The following is a 16288-nucleotide window of genomic DNA, read 5'->3' as shown; positions in this document are numbered from 1 at the left end:
ATCAATGATTGACGGGAGGATGGGAATATGAATTTAGGCGCAATTTTTCTTGCAATGCAGGGCGCCGTATCTCAGGGAGTATTATGGGGAATCATGGTGCTCGGTGTCTATATTACCTATAAAGTACTGGACATCGCGGATCTGACGGTTGACGGCAGCTTTGCGCTGGGCGGCTGTGTATGTGCGGTGATGGTAGTGGACAAGGGGATGGATCCCCTGCTGGCGCTTGTTATTTCGACGATCGCGGGCATGGCTGCCGGTGCGGTGACCGGGCTGTTACATACAATGTTTGATATACCTGCCATTCTGGCAGGTATCCTGACGCAAATCGGTCTGTGGTCGGTCAATCTGCGCGTCATGGGTAAGAGCAACGAGCCTCTTTTGAAAGTGGACACGATCTTTACGAAGATTGTGGATATGTTTGACAATCTTGCGGGGCAGCTGCATATGGACTGGCTGATGCTTAAGCAGGCGACGGTATCTTTAATCATCGGCATTTTGATCGCAGTTGTAATTATCTCATTTCTGTATTGGTTTTTCGGGACGGAGATCGGCAGTACGCTGCGGGCGACCGGAAACAATGAGCATATGGTGCGTGCGTTGGGCGTGAGCACGAAGATGACCAAGCTGCTGGCGCTGACATTGAGCAATGGCCTTGTGGGACTTGCAGGCGGTCTTGTATGCCAGAGTCAGAAATATGCGGACATCGGTATGGGGACGGGAGCGATTGTCATCGGTCTTGCGGCGATCGTCATTGGCGAGGTACTGATGGGCAGGCTGAAATCGTTTGCCAGTAAATTGTCCGGTGCGGTCGTCGGTTCCGTCGTCTATTTTCTCATCCGGGCCATCGTATTACAGCTTGGTATGGACGCAAATGATATGAAGCTGCTGTCGGCTGTGATTGTAGCGCTGGCGCTGTGTATACCTGTGGCCGTCGGCAAATGGAGGATCTGGAAATCTTATTCTGAGGAGGGGCCCATATGCTGACAGTGAGTAATGTATACAAGACTTTTAACAAGGGGACGATCAATGAGAAAAAGGCGCTGTGTGGTCTTGATCTCCATCTGAATCCGGGTGACTTTGTGACGATCATCGGCGGCAATGGAGCCGGAAAATCCACATTGCTGAATATGATCGCGGGCGTATATCCGATCGACAACGGCCGGATCGTGATCGACGGTGTGAACATTTCCAGAAAGCCGGAACATCTCCGTGCCAAATATATCGGCAGGGTATTTCAGGACCCGATGAGGGGAACGGCAGCGGGAATGGGAATAGAAGAAAACCTCGCTTTGGCATATCGGAGAGGACAAAGGCGTACACTGAAATGGGGCGTGACAAAAAAAGAGCGGGCAATGTATGCGGAGAAGCTGAAAATATTGAATCTGGGGCTGGAATCACGGATGACATCAAAGGTTGGACTGCTCTCCGGCGGACAGAGACAGGCACTGACGCTGCTGATGGCCACTCTCGTGGAACCGAAACTGCTTCTGCTGGATGAACACACTGCGGCACTTGACCCGAAGACTGCGAAAACAGTATTGGAAATCACAGAGAAGATCATCAATGAGAGTAATTTGACGGCGCTGATGGTCACGCACAATATGAAAGATGCCATCCGACTTGGCAATCGTCTGATAATGATGCACGAGGGCAGGATCATCTATGATGTGGCGGGAGAGGAGAAAAGGAAACTGCATGTGTCCGATCTGCTTGCCAAATTTGAGGAGGCCAGCGGCGGTGAGTTTGCCAACGACAGAATGATGCTTTCCTGAGAGGCGTTATAAAAGTGTTGGAAAAAGTTTGAAAAGCACTGGATTTTTTGTCGATTATATGAGAAAATAATAAACGTAGCGGACATTTATCCGATTTTGCCAGAAATAATAATTTACATATTGAAAGGAGTTTTCACATGATTTATTCAAAAGAAGTCGAAGAAATGACTTGTGTGGCACAGGGCGTTCATCATGGCTGTGCTCCGATCCCGGAAGAAGCGAAATGGGTGCAGGCGAAAAGAGTAGAAGACATTTCCGGTCTGACACATGGTGTTGGCTGGTGTGCACCGCAGCAGGGTGCCTGCAAACTGACTCTGAACGTAAAGGAAGGTATCATTCAGGAGGCATTGGTAGAGACGATCGGTTGTTCCGGAATGACACACTCCGCTGCTATGGCATCTGAGATTTTACCGGGACTTACGGTTATGGAAGCTCTGAACACTGACCTCGTTTGCGACGCGATCAATACGGCGATGAGAGAGTTGTTTTTGCAGATCGTTTACGGTCGTACGCAGTCTGCTTTTTCGGAAGATGGTCTTCCGGTAGGCGCAGGTCTGGAAGATCTCGGCAAGGGGCTGAGAAGCCAGGTAGGTACAATGTACGGAACGCTGAAAAAAGGTCCCCGTTACCTTGAGATGGCAGAAGGTTATGTGACAGGTATTGCCCTTGACAAAGATGATCAGATCATTGGTTACAAGTTCGTAAGCCTTGGCAAGATGACTGACTTTATCAAGAAGGGTGACGATCCGAACACGGCATACGAAAAGGCATGCGGACAGTACGGACGTGTGGATGATGCTGTTAAGATCATCGACCCCAGAGTAGAATAATAGGAGGACAATACAATGGCATTATTTGAATCATATGAGAGACGTATTGATAAAATCAATGGTGTATTAAACGGCTATGGCATCTCTTCCCTCGAAGAAGCTGAGAAGATCACAAAAGATGCCGGTCTTGACGTATATGAGCAGGTTAAGAAGATTCAGCCGATCTGCTTTGAGAATGCCTGCTGGGCGTATACGGTAGGCGCAGCGATTGCAATCAAGAAAGGCTGCAAGAAAGCTGCCGATGCTGCGGCTGCTATCGGAGAAGGACTTCAGGCATTCTGTATTCCCGGATCTGTTGCCGATACCCGTAAAGTAGGTCTTGGACATGGTAATCTTGGCAAGATGCTTCTGGAAGAAGATACGGACTGCTTTGCATTTCTGGCAGGACATGAGTCTTTCGCTGCAGCAGAAGGTGCGATCGGTATTGCAGAAAAGGCAAACAAAGTGCGTAAGAAACCGCTTCGTGTAATCTTAAACGGTCTCGGAAAAGATGCGGCTCTGATTATTTCCCGTATCAATGGATTTACCTTTGTTGAAACAGAGTATGATCCTTATACGAATGAAGTGAAAGAAATCAGCAGAACTCCTTACTCTGAAGGGCTTCGTGCGAAAGTAAACTGCTATGGTGCAAATTCCGTTCCGGAAGGCGTGGCGATCATGTGGAAAGAGAACGTAGATGTATCAATCACGGGTAACTCCACCAATCCTACCAGATTCCAGCATCCGGTAGCAGGTACTTACAAGAAAGAGAGAACAGAAGCCGGCAAGAAGTATTTCTCCGTTGCTTCCGGCGGTGGTACAGGACGTACCCTTCATCCTGATAATATGGCGGCAGGTCCTGCTTCCTATGGTTTCACGGATACTCTTGGCCGTATGCACTCTGACGCACAGTTTGCAGGTTCCTCCTCCGTGCCGGCGCACGTGGAGATGATGGGCCTGATCGGTATGGGCAATAACCCGATGGTTGGCGCTACCGTTGCTGTTGCCGTCTCCATTGAGGAAGCGGCGAACGAAGGGAAATTTTAAGTCTTGTATCAACAAAATATAGACTAATGAATGAGAAGTACCACAATCATGAGGATTGTGGTACTTTTTTGCAAAAAACGGGTCCTTTTGGATTGTACTTTTGGTAAAAGTGTACTACAATAAAAGAAACAGGCAGAAACAAAGGAGGGGGAACTATGGGCAGTCAGACAGGGGCGGTCGTATCGCGACCGAAAAAAAGGATCAGAGATGAGATCTTATATCAGATCGGGAAAAGTATCTTATTGGTATTTGTGCTTATTGCCGTTGTGGCTGTTTTTATGATGTGGCAGGCGATTACATCGTCAAAAAAGACGGAACTGACACTGGAGTCCCAGTCGGCCGCCGACAGTGTGACGAGCTTTCTGGAACCGTATATCAGGATCTCTCAGCAGATGGCAGTGAATCCGGAAGTGGCATATGTATTGTCCGAGACGAAGCCGGGAGATTACATTCTGGACACCGATAAAATGGATACTGTCCATGATAATCTGGTGAACATTGCACAGACTGATTCAGAGAACATTATGGCGGTCTGGATCTCGGATCTGGATACAAGTTCGCTGACACAGTCCGACGGTTTTACATCAGAAGAGGGCTGGGATATTACGGGACGTGCGTGGTATCCGTGTATTGAGACAGGGGAGACGATCCTTACCGAGCCTTATGTGGATTCGAGCACGGAAAAGCTCATTTTAAGTACGGCCACACCGGTTTATGATCCGGTCACCGGGGAGGTTCTCGGCGCGGCAGGCGTAGACATTTCTTTGGATCATTTTGCCACAGTCATGAGCAAGTATAAGATAGGTAAGGAAGGTTTTGTCTTTTTACTGACTGCGAACGGAACCTTTAACTATCATCCAGATGCCGAACTTTTACAGAAAAACGTTGCGGATGCCGATATATCTCAAAATCTCGTCCAGGCAGTTATGTCGCCTGCTGAGGGAGCGAAATTCATTCATTATCAGGCAAGTGGCGTGGATAAATATGGAGTTGTCGTGCAGGCCGGGGATACCGGTTATGTTGTTGTCAGTACTATGACGTTAAGAGAATACTATTCGGAGCTGCTGCTGATGGCAGCTGCACTTTTGTTTGTATTTGTTGTAGGACTGTTGCTGATCGTGATCAGCATCCGCAAGAGCGCAGGGAAGCTGACGAGGCCGATTCTCGAACTGAATCGTACGGCGCAGCAGCTTGCAGACGGTGATCTGGATGTGGTGCTTCAGATCACGGCGGAGGATGAGATCGGAGAACTGGGAAATTCCATTCAGAAGACGATCGCACGGCTGAAAGAGTATATTGCTTACATAGATGAGACATCAGAGGTGCTGGCACAGATTGCAGGAGGTAAACTTAAGGTCGATTTAAAGTATGATTATACGGGAGAGTTTCAGAAGATTAAAACGGCGCTGCTTAACATTTCCACTTCGATGATCGAAGTGATGGAGGGCATCAACGATACTTCGGAACAAGTCTCCGAAGGCGCTTCCGAACTTGCCAATGCTTCGCAGGTATTGGCGGAAGGAGCGCAGTCACAGGCGGCATCGGTGGAAGAGCTTGTGGCAACAGCGGAATCTGTTGTGGATCATGTTCAGGAAAACCGCAAGGATGCGGAACTCTCCGCACAGGCTACGGAAGAAGTTACCGTTATGATGAGTGAGAATCAGGGAAAGATGAGCATGATGATGACGGCTATGAACGAAATCCGTGAAACGTCAAAGAAGGTCGTCGGTATTATTCAGACGATCGAAGAGATCGCGTCGCAGACTAACCTGCTGTCGCTGAATGCTTCCATTGAAGCTGCCCGTGCCGGTGAAGCGGGAAGAGGGTTTGCGGTCGTTGCTGATGAGATCGGGAAGCTGGCGCTTGAGAGTTCAAAGGCGGCAGGTATGACAAGGGATCTGATCGAAGTCTCAATGGAGGAGATAGAAAAAGGCAGTACGATTGTCAATGATGTGGTGACGTCTCTGGACGAGTCCGTCCAGGCAGTAAATAAGGTCAATGAAATGATTAAAAAGACGTCGGACAATACGTCGGTTCAGGCGGAAAATATGGAACAGATCCGCATTGGGATTGATGAGATCTCCCGTGCGGTACAGAGTAATTCTGCGACAGCGCAACAGACATCCGCAACTTCAGAAGAGCTGGCTGCACAGGCGATCAATCTGAACGGTATGGTTAAAAAATTCCATGTAAACTGATGGGGAGGAAATGAAAAATGGATGAACGGTTAAGAAAATGGTTGGATTTGGAGCTGTCAGAGTATATGAAATTGGTAGCTCAGTATAAACAGAAAGTATTTCGGCGGGCGCCGCTCTGGATGGCAGTGAGTATAGGAGGTATGGTAGGGCTGGGGATCGTTGTCGGTTATGACATCGGCTATGTGATGCGCCTTCATTTCGTGATCGGTCTTATCATAGCGCTGTTTATTGGTTTAGGCTTTTGGCTGCAAGGCTGTTGCGGAATGTCTGCCGGAAAAATAAGAAAGATTTATGAGAAGGGGATACAGTCATTTTTTGTCAGACCAGAAGATACAGAAGCTTTTTGTAAACAGATGGAGAGTGGAAACTATGGGAAAGTGGAGTTTTTGAATACGATGTCTGACAAGTATCCAACTCGTTTTCTGGCGGGACCTGATTATTGGGTATTTGTCAACGGGCGTGGAAGGTGTGACTTTTTCAAGACTGCCAATATCCAGTCTGTCTTTGGAAGAGAAGAGACGACAAGAGTCAATACGGGAAATTCCATTGCTGGCCGTAAAATGACGATCGGTGTCTCTATGGTACTTGTCTATGGAGGGGATTCTTCTGAGGTTTCTTTGACAAAAGAAGTCACAGAAAAAGAATTGTTTTTCCAAAACGGCGCGCAGTTTCAAGCGGCGATGGACATCATTGGAATGTATTGCCCTCAGAGCAGGCAGTGGAAATAACTGTGCATCATCAGCCTACCGAGTCTTGGGAATCTTCCTGAGACTCGGCTGGGGTGTCTTCCTGAGATTCGTCATCGTCAGAAGGAGCTGCTTCTTCTGTGTCGTCGCTGTTGTCGTCATCGCCGGGATCTTCTTCTTCATCTTCATGAATGATCGTGATCGTCTCATCTTCCGGCAGTTCCCCTTGTAAAATAGTACCAATATAGTCAAGGCGTTTAAAAGCACGGCTGTAATATTCCAATGCGGCTTCTATCAGCTGCGGCTCATAATCACCTTCGTGATCAAAAGCCTGATGATACAATTCCACAGACTGGGAAAGATTCTCACTGGCTTCATCTGCAAGTTCTTCGATGTTGGAAAACTGCTGAGGCACTTCCAATTCTCCCATTGCCAGAAAAGCGGCGTCCATTTGATCAAGATAGCCGAGAAGTTCTTCGGTGCGGGTTTCAGATTCAAGATCAATGTTGTCGATCGCTGTGACCAATTCGTCGACCGTCTCGGTAAATGCCGTCATTTCAGCTTTGTACTGTTCTAGCTCGTGATCCGTCTTTCCGCATCCGGTCAAAACGGCGAAAAGTACAAAGGTGGTTATCATGAATACTGCTTTCTTCAAATCAGAATCCTCCTGTGTTTCCTTACTCACTGAAGGTAAAATCTACCATAAAATTCTATTTCAATTTAACACATTCACCGTATGAAAGCAACGATAAAGTAAGATGAAAAAATAAATTGAGAAAAAAAAAGAACCATGCTATGATTGGATGGTATTCATAGTTATGATAGACATTATATACAGGAATGAGAAATTGATACGTTGCAGGGAGGATATACGATGACAAAAGAACAATTTCAGAAACTCTGCAGGGAAAAGATCATCTATCTGGACGGAGCGACGGGCTCTAATCTGATTAAAAGAGGGATGCCGGCAGGTGTGTGTCCGGAACGCTGGATTATGGAACATCCCCAGGTTATATTGCAGCTTCAGAAAGAATATGTCCGGGCAGGCAGTAATATCATTTATGCGCCTACGTTTACCTGTAACCGGATTAAACTGGAGGAATACGGGCTGGCAGATTTCCTGGAAGAATATAATACGACACTGATTTCGCTCTCCAGGGAAGCGGCGGCAGGGAAGGCTTTTGTAGCCGGCGACCTGACGATGACTGGCAGGCAGCTCGCGCCGATGGGGAACCTGGACTTTGAGGATCTGATTAATGTTTATAAAGAACAGATTGGGTGCTGTGTCAGAGGCGGCGCCGATCTGCTCGTGATAGAGACGATGATGAGTCTGCAGGAGTCGAGAGCTGCGCTGATCGCAGCCAAAGAAACCTGTGATCTGCCTGTTATGGTGACGATGACGTTCGAGGCGGATGGCCGGAGTCTGTTCGGTACGGATGCCAGGACGGCAGCCATCGTTCTGGAGAGCCTTGGTGCAGCGGCGATTGGGGCCAATTGTTCCACAGGGCCGGACAAGATGGCGGCAGTTATACGGGAGATGGCGGCAGTGACTGAGATTCCGCTGATTGCAAAGCCCAATGCGGGACTGCCTTCGCTCAGTGCAGACGGAAGTACGGTTTACGATATGGATGCGGAGACATTCGGACGGGAGATGACAGTGCTGGCCGAAGCCGGGGCCTGCGTTCTGGGAGGATGCTGTGGCACGGATCCTTCCTATATCGAAGCTCTGATCAAACATACAGGGCAGATCCGTGTAGCGCGGAGAGAGCGGCAGGGATGCCGGTATCTGACATCTGAGCGGCAGACGCTTTCGTTCGGACTGGACGATCCGTTTCTGATTGTGGGAGAGCGTATCAATCCGACGGGCAAAAAGAAATTACAGGCGGAGCTTCGGGAAGGCAGACTGGATCTGGCACTTTCCTTTGCTGAGGAACAGGAAGCGTGCGGCGCAGCGGTGCTTGACATCAATATGGGGATGAGCGGCATCGACGAGAAAGAGATGATGCTGCGGACACTTACGGAAGTGTCCGGCGTGACCTCACTGCCTCTCGCCATCGATTCCAGCCATGTAGACGTGCTGGAGGCGGCTCTGCGGCGGTATCCGGGGCGGGCGCTGATCAATTCCATTTCACTGGAAAAGATAAAGTTTGAAAAATTGCTGCCGCTGGCAAAGAAATATGGGGCGATGTTTATTCTGTTACCGCTGTCGGATGAAGGACTGCCTGCTAACATAGAAGAAAAGACAGAGATTATCGAAAAGATTACGGCCCGTGCCCTTGCGCTCGGTATGACAAAGGAAGACATTGTGGTGGATGGGCTGGTGACGACAGTGGGTGCCAATCCCAAGGCAGCACTGGAGACGTTAGAGACGATCCGCCACTGTAAGGCCAATGGACTGGCTACGATTTGCGGGTTGTCCAATATCTCCTTCGGACTCCCGGAGCGGAGCTTTGTCAATACGGCTTTTCTGACGATGGCCATTCAGGCGGGACTGACGATGGCGATCGCCAATCCGTCTCAGGATTTACTTGTAAACTGTGCAATGGCTTCCGATCTGTTGCTGCACAAAGCGAATGCTGACATCAGATATATTGAGCGGATGAATGACTGGAAAGCGTCCCGGCCGCAGGAGAGTATGCGGAGCGTTCCGGTGACGGCTTCGGGGCCGGACAGAAGTGAGAAAAAAACGGCAACTGCAGCGGGGGAAGCCGCAGGCCCGGCAGACCATGTGAGGGAAGCCGTTTTAAAAGGAAATAAACGTAATATTGTAGAATTAACAAAGTCAGCTCTGGAATCCGGGCTGGAGGCAAAGCAGATTCTTGACAATGCGTTGTTGCCTGGCATTAATGAAGTGGGCGAGTTGTTTGACAGCGGAAAATATTTCCTGCCGCAGCTGATTGCAGGGGCGGAGGCGATGAAGCTGGCGATCGAATATCTGGAGCCACTATTATTGAAGGCAAGGGGACAGGAGGCGTTGCCGACTGTTGTGATCGCAACCGTAAAAGGGGACATTCATGATATTGGCAAAAATCTTGTGGCGCTTATGCTGAAAAATTACGGATTTCAGGTCATTGACCTTGGCAAAGATGTGCCGAAGGAGACGATTGTGGAGGAAGCGGAGAGACATCACGCCAGTGTGATTGCGCTTTCGGCTCTGATGACGACGACAATGCAGGAGATGCGCAATGTTATCGCCTATGCCAGAGAGAAAGGCAGCAAAGCGAAAATCATTATCGGCGGGGCGGTCATTACGCAGGATTATGCCGATGAGATTGGTGCGGACGGATATTCCGCTGATGCGGCGGAGGCGGTCAGGCTGACGCGGCGGATACTCGGATTAGAAAAAGGAGACAGGGGATAAGAAAATGAACGGAGCAGATGCAATGATCAAATGTCTGGAAGCCGAAGGCGTAGATATCGTGTTTGGCTATCCGGGAGTGGCGATATGCCCATTTTATAACAGTATATTACAGTCACCGGTCAGGAGTGTTCTCATTCGGACAGAGCAGAATGCCGCTCATGCGGCGAGCGGTCTTGCGAGAGTGACAGGAAAGGCAGGTGTCTGTGCGGTTACAAGCGGTCCCGGTGCGACCAATCTATTGACCGGCATTGCGACCGCCTTTGCAGACAGCATTCCGCTGATCTGCATCACAGGACAGGTAAACAGTGGACTCCTTGGCTCAGATGTATTCCAGGAAGCAGACATCACCGGCGCTGCGGAATCGTTTGTCAAGTATAGTTATCTCGTAAAGGATGCGGAGCAAATTCCGCGTATTTTTAAGGAAGCATTTCATATTGCCACGACCGGGCGAAAAGGTCCGGTATTGATCGATGTGCCGATTGATATACAGAATGCGCCGGTCAGACAGTTTATCTATCCGGAGGAAGTCAATCTGCGGACTTATAAACCGACGGTAAAGGGACATGCGGTACAGATTCAGAAGGTAGTCGGAGAGCTGGAGAAAGCGAAACGGCCGATTCTCTGTGTGGGCGGCGGCGTTCTGCTCAGCGATGCCAGAGAGGAGCTGCAGGCATTTGCACAGCAGTACAGGATTCCCGTTGTCTCGACGATGATGGGTATCAGTGCCATGCCGACCGAGCATCCGCTCTACTTCGGTATGGTAGGCAATAACGGGAAGCCCTGTGCCAACCGGGCCATGAATGAATCGGATATGCTCATCATGGCGGGCGCCCGTGTGGCGGACCGGGCGGTCAGCCAGCCGGATCTGATCACGGAAAATAAAGTGCTCGTACATATTGATGTGGACCCGGCGGAAATCGGTAAGAATGTAGGACCTACGATTCCGCTCGTCGGAGACATTAAATGTATTTTTGAAGATTTTATGAATCAGGAAGCACGCGGCGATCACGAAGAATGGATTGCACTGTTAAACGATTATCGGCTGACTATGTGTATCAACAGACATCCCGATCCGGCCTATGTGGACCCGGCGACGCTGATCCGCCTGCTCTCGGAGAAGATGGAGGAGACGGCAGTCTATGTGGCGGATGTCGGTCAGAATCAGATCTGGTCGTGCGGGTATCATGTCGTTAAGAAAGGGCGTTTTCTCACTTCCGGTGGTATGGGGACGATGGGGTATTCCATTCCGGCCGCTATGGGAGCAAAATTGGGAGATCCTTCGAGACAGGTCATTGCTGTCTGTGGGGACGGTTCTTTTCAGATGTCAATGATGGAGCTGGCGACGATGCGGCAGCATAATGTGCCGGTGAAGATTATTGTGCTGAAAAACAATTACCTGGGCATGGTGCGGGAGTATCAGCATTATACGTACAAAGACCATTACTCTGTCGTCGATCTGTCAGGCAGTCCTGATCTGGAAAAGCTGGCGTCGGCTTATGAACTCCCCTTTATCCGGCTTACCAATATGGATGGGGCGGAGGAAGCGGTCGACAGATTCCTGCAGGGCGACACTTCTGTTTTGATGGAATGTCTCATAGATCCGATGGATCTGGTAAAATAGGAGGAACACAGTGATGAAAAGAATCTATTCTGTTCTTGTGGAGAACCGTTCCGGTGTACTGTGTAAGGTGGCCGGACTCTTTTCCAGAAGATGTTTTAATATTGACAGTCTCGCCGTAGGAGAGACCGATGATCCGGCAGTGTCCTGTATGACGATTGTCAGCAGCGGAGATGAGAGGACGATCGAGCAGATTGAGAAACAGTTAAATAAAAAGCTCGATATTATCAAAGTGAAGACTTTTGACGAGTCCCAGAGCATCAGCCGGGAGCTGATGCTTGTGAAAGTGAAATTTAACAAGGGAAACCGAAGGGACATTATGGAGACTTGCGAGATCATGAAAGCACAGATTGTGGATATGTCGAAAAATCATATGATGATACAGATCTGCGATGTGCCGGAACGGACAGCTCTCCTGATTACGCTGCTGCAGTCGATCAGTATCGTCGAAGTGGCGCGGACCGGGACGCTGGCACTGCCAAAATGCAGCGAGGTCTTATAATTACAGGATTGTCTTGTGTTAATTACAAAGCATAGTACAGAACGGTATTATAATGGTGTGTTATAGCAGGCATTCCACAGACGCATACATTGACAAAGAAAATATTTGTTGTTAGAATGGGTAACATGAAGCGTGAGGATGTCTTTGTGCGACGGTCATTTGTGTGTAATAAAAAGAAAAAGAGGAGTCATTATGAATAAGAAAGTATTTCAGCTTCTGGTAGATAATACGTCCGGTGTACTCAGCCGGATCTCCGGCCTTTTTTCGAGACGGGGTTATAATATCGAGAGCATTACCGCAGGCGTGACTGCGGACCCGAGATATACGAGGATTACGATCGTGGCCAGCGGGGATGATGAGATTCTGGAGCAGATTGAGAAACAGGTTGCCAAACTCATCGATGTACGGGATATTCGGGAGCTGAAACCGGAAAAGAGCGTGTACCGGGAACTGGCGCTGATCAAGGTCAAGGCGACTGCAGCCGAGCGGGAAGGGGTGATCGGCGTCACTGATATTTTCCGTGCCAAGATCATTGATGTGTGTAAAGAAAGTCTTACGATTGAGTTGACCGGAAATCAGGCGAAGATTGAGGCGTTTTTAAGTCTGCTCGACGGGTATGAGATACTGGAGCTGGCGAGAACGGGAATTGCGGGCCTTGGCCGCGGGGTTGAAGACGTCGTATATATAGAAGATTAGACCGGAAAAAGGACAAAATCCTTTTTGCACAATATATATTACCGTATTAAGAAAACGATGGAGGAAGAGAAAATGGCAAACATTTATTATCAGGAAGATTGTAATCTTTCTTTACTGGAGGGAAAGACAATCGCAATTATCGGTTATGGCAGTCAGGGACATGCACATGCACTGAATCTGAAAGAGTCCGGCTGTCATGTTATCATTGGCCTTTACAAAGGGTCCGGATCATGGGAAAAGGCACAGGCGCAGGGCTTCGAAGTGTATACTGCAGCAGAAGCCGCAAAGAAGGCCGACATCATCATGATCCTGATCAATGATGAGAAACAGGCGGATCTTTATAAAAATGACATCGAACCAAATCTGGAAGAAGGCAATATGCTGATGTTTGCCCATGGATTTAATATTCACTTTGGCTGTATCGTACCGCCAGCGAACGTCGATGTGACGATGATCGCACCGAAAGGTCCGGGACATACGGTACGCAGCGAATATCAGGCCGGCAAGGGTGTGCCCTGTCTGGTAGCTGTGGAACAGGATTATACAGGAAAAGCAAAGGATATGGCGCTTGCCTATGCACTTGGCATTGGCGGGGCGAGAGCAGGCGTACTGGAGACGACCTTCCGCACCGAGACCGAGACCGATCTGTTCGGTGAGCAGGCAGTTCTCTGCGGTGGTGTCTGTGCATTGATGCAGGCAGGATTTGAGACGTTGGTGGAAGCGGGCTATGATCCGAGAAATGCCTATTTTGAGTGTATCCATGAGATGAAACTGATCGTAGATCTCATCTATCAGTCAGGGTTCTCAGGAATGCGGTATTCCATTTCCAATACGGCGGAGTACGGTGACTATATCACAGGGCCTAAGATTATCACAGAAGATACAAAAAAGGCAATGAAAAAGATCTTATCTGATATTCAGGACGGTACGTTTGCCAAAGATTTCCTGCTCGACATGTCTCCGGCTGGAAAGCAGGTACATTTCCGTGCGATGAGAAAGAAAGCGTCCGAGCATTCATCGGAGGTAATCGGCGAAGAAATCAGAAAGCTGTACAGTTGGAGTGATGAGGACAAACTGATCAATAACTGACAGGGGATTGTCTGAGAATGACATCAATATAAAAAGAACCGCGTATACGCGGTTCTTTTTATATTGCCTGCATCCGTTCTAGCGTTTATAAAAATCTTTGATCCGATCCAGTCTTGCGTGCATGTTCTGCAGTAATAAATCAGCGACAGTGAGAGCGGCCATGGCTTCCACGACGACGACTGCCCGCGGAACAATGACGGGATCATGACGACCTTTGATCTGCACGGTTATATTTTCCCCGTCTTTGTTTACCGTCTCCTGCTCCTGAAAGATGGAAGGCGTCGGTTTTATATAAGCCCGAAGGATAACAGAAGAACCATCGCTCATGCCGCCGAGAATGCCGCCGGCATGGTTTGATTGTTTTTCTACGCTGCCGTTTCTCATAATAAAGGCGTCATTGTTTGCGGAACCTTTTGCCTGTGCAGCCCGAAAGCCGTCCCCAATTTCAAAGGCTTTGACGGCGCCGATGGAGAGAATGGCCTTTCCGAGGCAGGCGTCCAGCTTGTCAAAGACGGTTTCTCCGATACCGGCCGGCAGACCGTCGATCAGGCATTCGATGACGCCGCCTGCCGAATCTTTCTCCAGCATACAGTTTTGCAGCCAGACTTCAGCCTTTTTACTGCTCTCATAGTCCGGCATAGCCGTAGGTGTCTGCAAGACAGCGTCTCTGTGATAGCAGCCGTCAGGAACTGTCACCGGGCCGATAGCCTTTGTGCAGGCACAGACGGAGATGCCGAGTTCGTTGAGGAAAGAGAGGGCTACGGCACCGGCTGCCACTCTGCCCGCAGTTTCTCTGCCGGAGGAACGGCCGCCGCCACGATAATCCCGGAATCCGTATTTGGCGTCAAAGGTAAAGTCAGCATGGCCGGGCCGGTAATAGGAAGCGATCTCGCTGTAATCTTTTGACTTTTGAGAGGTGTTTTCGATCATCAGTGAGATCGGCGTTCCGGTTGTGCGTCCCTCAAAGACGCCGGATAAGATCCGTACCTGGTCGGCTTCCTTTCGCGGGGTGGAGATGTCTGTCTGTCCCGGTTTGCGCCGGTCGAGATAACGCTGTATTTCATGTTCCGTCAGGAGCAGTCCTGCCGGACAGCCGTCAACGACGGCGCCAAGCGCGGCGCCATGCGATTCGCCCCATGTCGTTACTGTAAAACATTTTCCAAATGATGAGCCTGCCATTTTTCTTTCCTTTCTTATATCTGGTGTGCTGTCTGGTGTGTTTCTTGGCACCCGAATCCGATACGATAAAAACAGTATAAAGAAAATATTATCATTTCACAAGGGACAAATTTTCTCTCCGGTCTTTGTGCTGTGGGCAGAGAAATGAGATGCCTGGAAATATATTTTTGAAATATACAAAAAAAGGATTGAGAAAAGAGACAAAGATGTGCTAATATTACTCTGTACGAAAGTACCACTGATGAGGAAGAACTATGATGCAGACATTGAAGGAAAATCCGGTTTCCCGGTATATGAAATTGATAAAAAAGAAAAAATGGGCCAGATGGGTTCCGAGTCCGTTTCTCTATATTATGGCAGTCATTGCTTCCATTCCGGCTTATTTCGCTTCTAACAGTAAGAAATATGCCTGTATGATCGTGGTGTTTCTTTTCTTTGTGATGAGTAGCAGTTTCTCTTTTCCAATCTTTGAGGATATGGAACTGACGGAGAAAACGATGTTATATGAGGAGACCGACCGCATGGAATTAGCCGTTGCGGAAGAGCGTCCGGATACCGGCCCGGCGGACGACAGTTCCTTTGCCGCCAGTGAGATTCTGGACGACGCGGACGTGCTCGACGGCTACGAAGATACGGAGCTGGAAAATATGGAGGACATCGACAAATATACGCTGGATGAGATTTTGGAGGAAAACGGCGCTGCAGCGGAAGAGTCAGATGCTTCCGGCGGCGGGCAGGTGTCTCTGGATGAAGTTGTGTTTGACAAAGATGACTGGAGACTCTTGCTGATCAATAAGCAGCATCCGATTCCGGAAGACTATACGTTTGAACTGGGTACGATCAAAGGCTCCATGAAGTGCGATGAGCGGATCATTGAGGATCTTCTGGCGATGCTGCAGGCTGCGAAAAACGATGGCATTGATCTTGTCATCTGTTCCCCATACCGGGATCTGAACCGCCAGCAGGTACTTTTCAACCGCAAGATCAAGGCCTATATGGGGAAGGGCATGAGTTATATGGAAGCTTATAAAGTTTCTTCCCAGGCAGTTACGGTACCGGGGGCCAGTGAGCACCAGATCGGTCTTGCGCTGGATATTGTGTGTGACAGTTATTATTCCCTGAATGAGGGATTCGGAGATACGGAAGCGGGCAGATGGCTGGAGGAGCACAGCTGTGAATATGGATTCACTTTACGCTATCCGAAGGGCAAGGAGTACATAACAAGTATTGAATATGAACCGTGGCATTTCCGGTATGTGGGTAAGGAAGCAGCTACGGTGATGAAAGAGAAAGGAATCTGTCTGGAAGAGTTTATAGACAGTCTGTAA

The 16288-nt window shown here is 49.0% G+C and carries 14 protein-coding genes; 12 read left to right on the top strand and 2 right to left on the bottom strand.

Annotated elements, in window-relative coordinates; genetic code table 11:
- Positions 1–27: 27 nt before the first annotated feature.
- From V1224_09080 to V1224_09055, 6 genes are all read left to right on the top strand, one after another.
- Positions 28–987, top strand: a complete 960-nt coding sequence (locus V1224_09080) for an ABC transporter permease (GenBank protein ID WWR14658.1) — start codon at positions 28–30, stop codon at positions 985–987.
- Positions 981–1775, top strand: a complete 795-nt coding sequence (locus V1224_09075) for an ABC transporter ATP-binding protein (protein ID WWR14657.1) — start codon at positions 981–983, stop codon at positions 1773–1775. Before V1224_09080 ends, V1224_09075 begins: the two co-directional genes overlap by 7 nt.
- A gap of 137 nt (positions 1776–1912) precedes the next feature.
- Positions 1913–2605, top strand: coding sequence for a hypothetical protein (locus tag V1224_09070; GenBank protein WWR14656.1), 693 nt, complete (start codon positions 1913–1915; stop codon positions 2603–2605).
- Between the two features lie 15 nt (positions 2606–2620).
- Positions 2621–3631 (top strand): GGGtGRT protein, encoded by a 1011-nt coding sequence (locus V1224_09065; GenBank protein ID WWR14655.1) that lies wholly within the window; start codon positions 2621–2623, stop codon positions 3629–3631.
- A gap of 155 nt (positions 3632–3786) precedes the next feature.
- The gene (locus V1224_09060) at positions 3787–5829 is read left to right on the top strand and encodes a methyl-accepting chemotaxis protein (GenBank protein ID WWR14654.1); all 2043 of its coding nucleotides are present in this window, start codon (positions 3787–3789) and stop codon (positions 5827–5829) included.
- 17 nt (positions 5830–5846) lie between these two features.
- The gene (locus tag V1224_09055) at positions 5847–6557 is read left to right on the top strand and encodes a hypothetical protein (protein ID WWR14653.1); all 711 of its coding nucleotides are present in this window, start codon (positions 5847–5849) and stop codon (positions 6555–6557) included.
- Between the two features lie 10 nt (positions 6558–6567).
- Here V1224_09055 and V1224_09050 read toward each other — a convergent pair whose 3' ends face one another.
- Positions 6568–7170 carry a hypothetical protein gene (locus V1224_09050; GenBank protein ID WWR14652.1) on the bottom strand — a complete coding sequence of 201 codons (603 nt, stop codon included), beginning with the start codon at positions 7168–7170 and terminating at the stop codon, positions 6568–6570.
- A gap of 219 nt (positions 7171–7389) precedes the next feature.
- On the opposite strand from V1224_09050, the gene V1224_09045 reads away from it, so the two are divergent.
- The 5 genes from V1224_09045 (at position 7390) to ilvC (ending at position 13781) form a co-directional block, all read left to right on the top strand.
- Positions 7390–9876, top strand: coding sequence for a homocysteine S-methyltransferase family protein (locus tag V1224_09045; GenBank protein ID WWR14651.1), 2487 nt, complete (start codon positions 7390–7392; stop codon positions 9874–9876).
- 4 nt (positions 9877–9880) lie between these two features.
- Entirely contained in the window at positions 9881–11497 is a 1617-nt protein-coding gene (gene ilvB, locus V1224_09040; GenBank protein ID WWR14650.1) for a biosynthetic-type acetolactate synthase large subunit, read from the top strand.
- A 13-nt stretch (positions 11498–11510) separates the two neighbouring features.
- Positions 11511–11996: an acetolactate synthase small subunit gene (ilvN, locus tag V1224_09035; protein ID WWR14649.1), complete on the top strand. Its 486-nt coding sequence runs from the start codon at positions 11511–11513 to the stop codon at positions 11994–11996.
- Between the two features lie 192 nt (positions 11997–12188).
- On the top strand, positions 12189–12692 hold the full coding sequence (gene ilvN / locus V1224_09030; GenBank protein ID WWR14648.1) for an acetolactate synthase small subunit: 504 nt from the start codon (positions 12189–12191) through the stop codon (positions 12690–12692).
- 57 nt (positions 12693–12749) lie between these two features.
- Positions 12750–13781, top strand: a complete 1032-nt coding sequence (gene ilvC / locus V1224_09025; protein ID WWR17449.1) for a ketol-acid reductoisomerase — start codon at positions 12750–12752, stop codon at positions 13779–13781.
- A gap of 78 nt (positions 13782–13859) precedes the next feature.
- Here the strand turns inward: ilvC and aroC are convergent, their stop codons facing one another.
- Positions 13860–14960, bottom strand: coding sequence for a chorismate synthase (gene aroC / locus V1224_09020; protein ID WWR14647.1), 1101 nt, complete (start codon positions 14958–14960; stop codon positions 13860–13862).
- A gap of 254 nt (positions 14961–15214) precedes the next feature.
- Between aroC and V1224_09015 the strand changes: the two genes are divergently transcribed.
- Entirely contained in the window at positions 15215–16288 is a 1074-nt protein-coding gene (locus V1224_09015) for a M15 family metallopeptidase (GenBank protein ID WWR14646.1), read from the top strand.

The organism is Lachnospiraceae bacterium JLR.KK008 (assembly GCA_037015955.1).
Classification (GTDB): Bacteria; Bacillota; Clostridia; order Lachnospirales; family Lachnospiraceae; genus VSOB01.
The sequence above is the reverse complement of the archived record's forward strand: the minus strand, read 5'-3'. Positions and strand labels throughout refer to the sequence as shown.

What these genes read in the sequence shown, in the direction of transcription:
- ilvN (WWR14649.1), top strand. Translation starts at nt 11,511, where the DNA reads ATGAAAAGAATCTATTCTGTTCTTGTGGAGAACCGTTCCGGTGTACTG.
- V1224_09055 (WWR14653.1), top strand. Translation starts at nt 5,847, where the DNA reads ATGGATGAACGGTTAAGAAAATGGTTGGATTTGGAGCTGTCAGAGTAT.
- V1224_09015 (WWR14646.1), top strand. Translation starts at nt 15,215, where the DNA reads ATGATGCAGACATTGAAGGAAAATCCGGTTTCCCGGTATATGAAATTG.
- V1224_09045 (WWR14651.1), top strand. Translation starts at nt 7,390, where the DNA reads ATGACAAAAGAACAATTTCAGAAACTCTGCAGGGAAAAGATCATCTAT.
- V1224_09080 (WWR14658.1), top strand. Translation starts at nt 28, where the DNA reads ATGAATTTAGGCGCAATTTTTCTTGCAATGCAGGGCGCCGTATCTCAG.
- V1224_09060 (WWR14654.1), top strand. Translation starts at nt 3,787, where the DNA reads ATGGGCAGTCAGACAGGGGCGGTCGTATCGCGACCGAAAAAAAGGATC.
- V1224_09065 (WWR14655.1), top strand. Translation starts at nt 2,621, where the DNA reads ATGGCATTATTTGAATCATATGAGAGACGTATTGATAAAATCAATGGT.
- ilvC (WWR17449.1), top strand. Translation starts at nt 12,750, where the DNA reads ATGGAGGAAGAGAAAATGGCAAACATTTATTATCAGGAAGATTGTAAT.
- V1224_09075 (WWR14657.1), top strand. Translation starts at nt 981, where the DNA reads ATGCTGACAGTGAGTAATGTATACAAGACTTTTAACAAGGGGACGATC.
- aroC (WWR14647.1), bottom strand. Translation starts at nt 14,960, where the DNA reads ATGGCAGGCTCATCATTTGGAAAATGTTTTACAGTAACGACATGGGGC.
- ilvN (WWR14648.1), top strand. Translation starts at nt 12,189, where the DNA reads ATGAATAAGAAAGTATTTCAGCTTCTGGTAGATAATACGTCCGGTGTA.
- ilvB (WWR14650.1), top strand. Translation starts at nt 9,881, where the DNA reads ATGAACGGAGCAGATGCAATGATCAAATGTCTGGAAGCCGAAGGCGTA.
- V1224_09070 (WWR14656.1), top strand. Translation starts at nt 1,913, where the DNA reads ATGATTTATTCAAAAGAAGTCGAAGAAATGACTTGTGTGGCACAGGGC.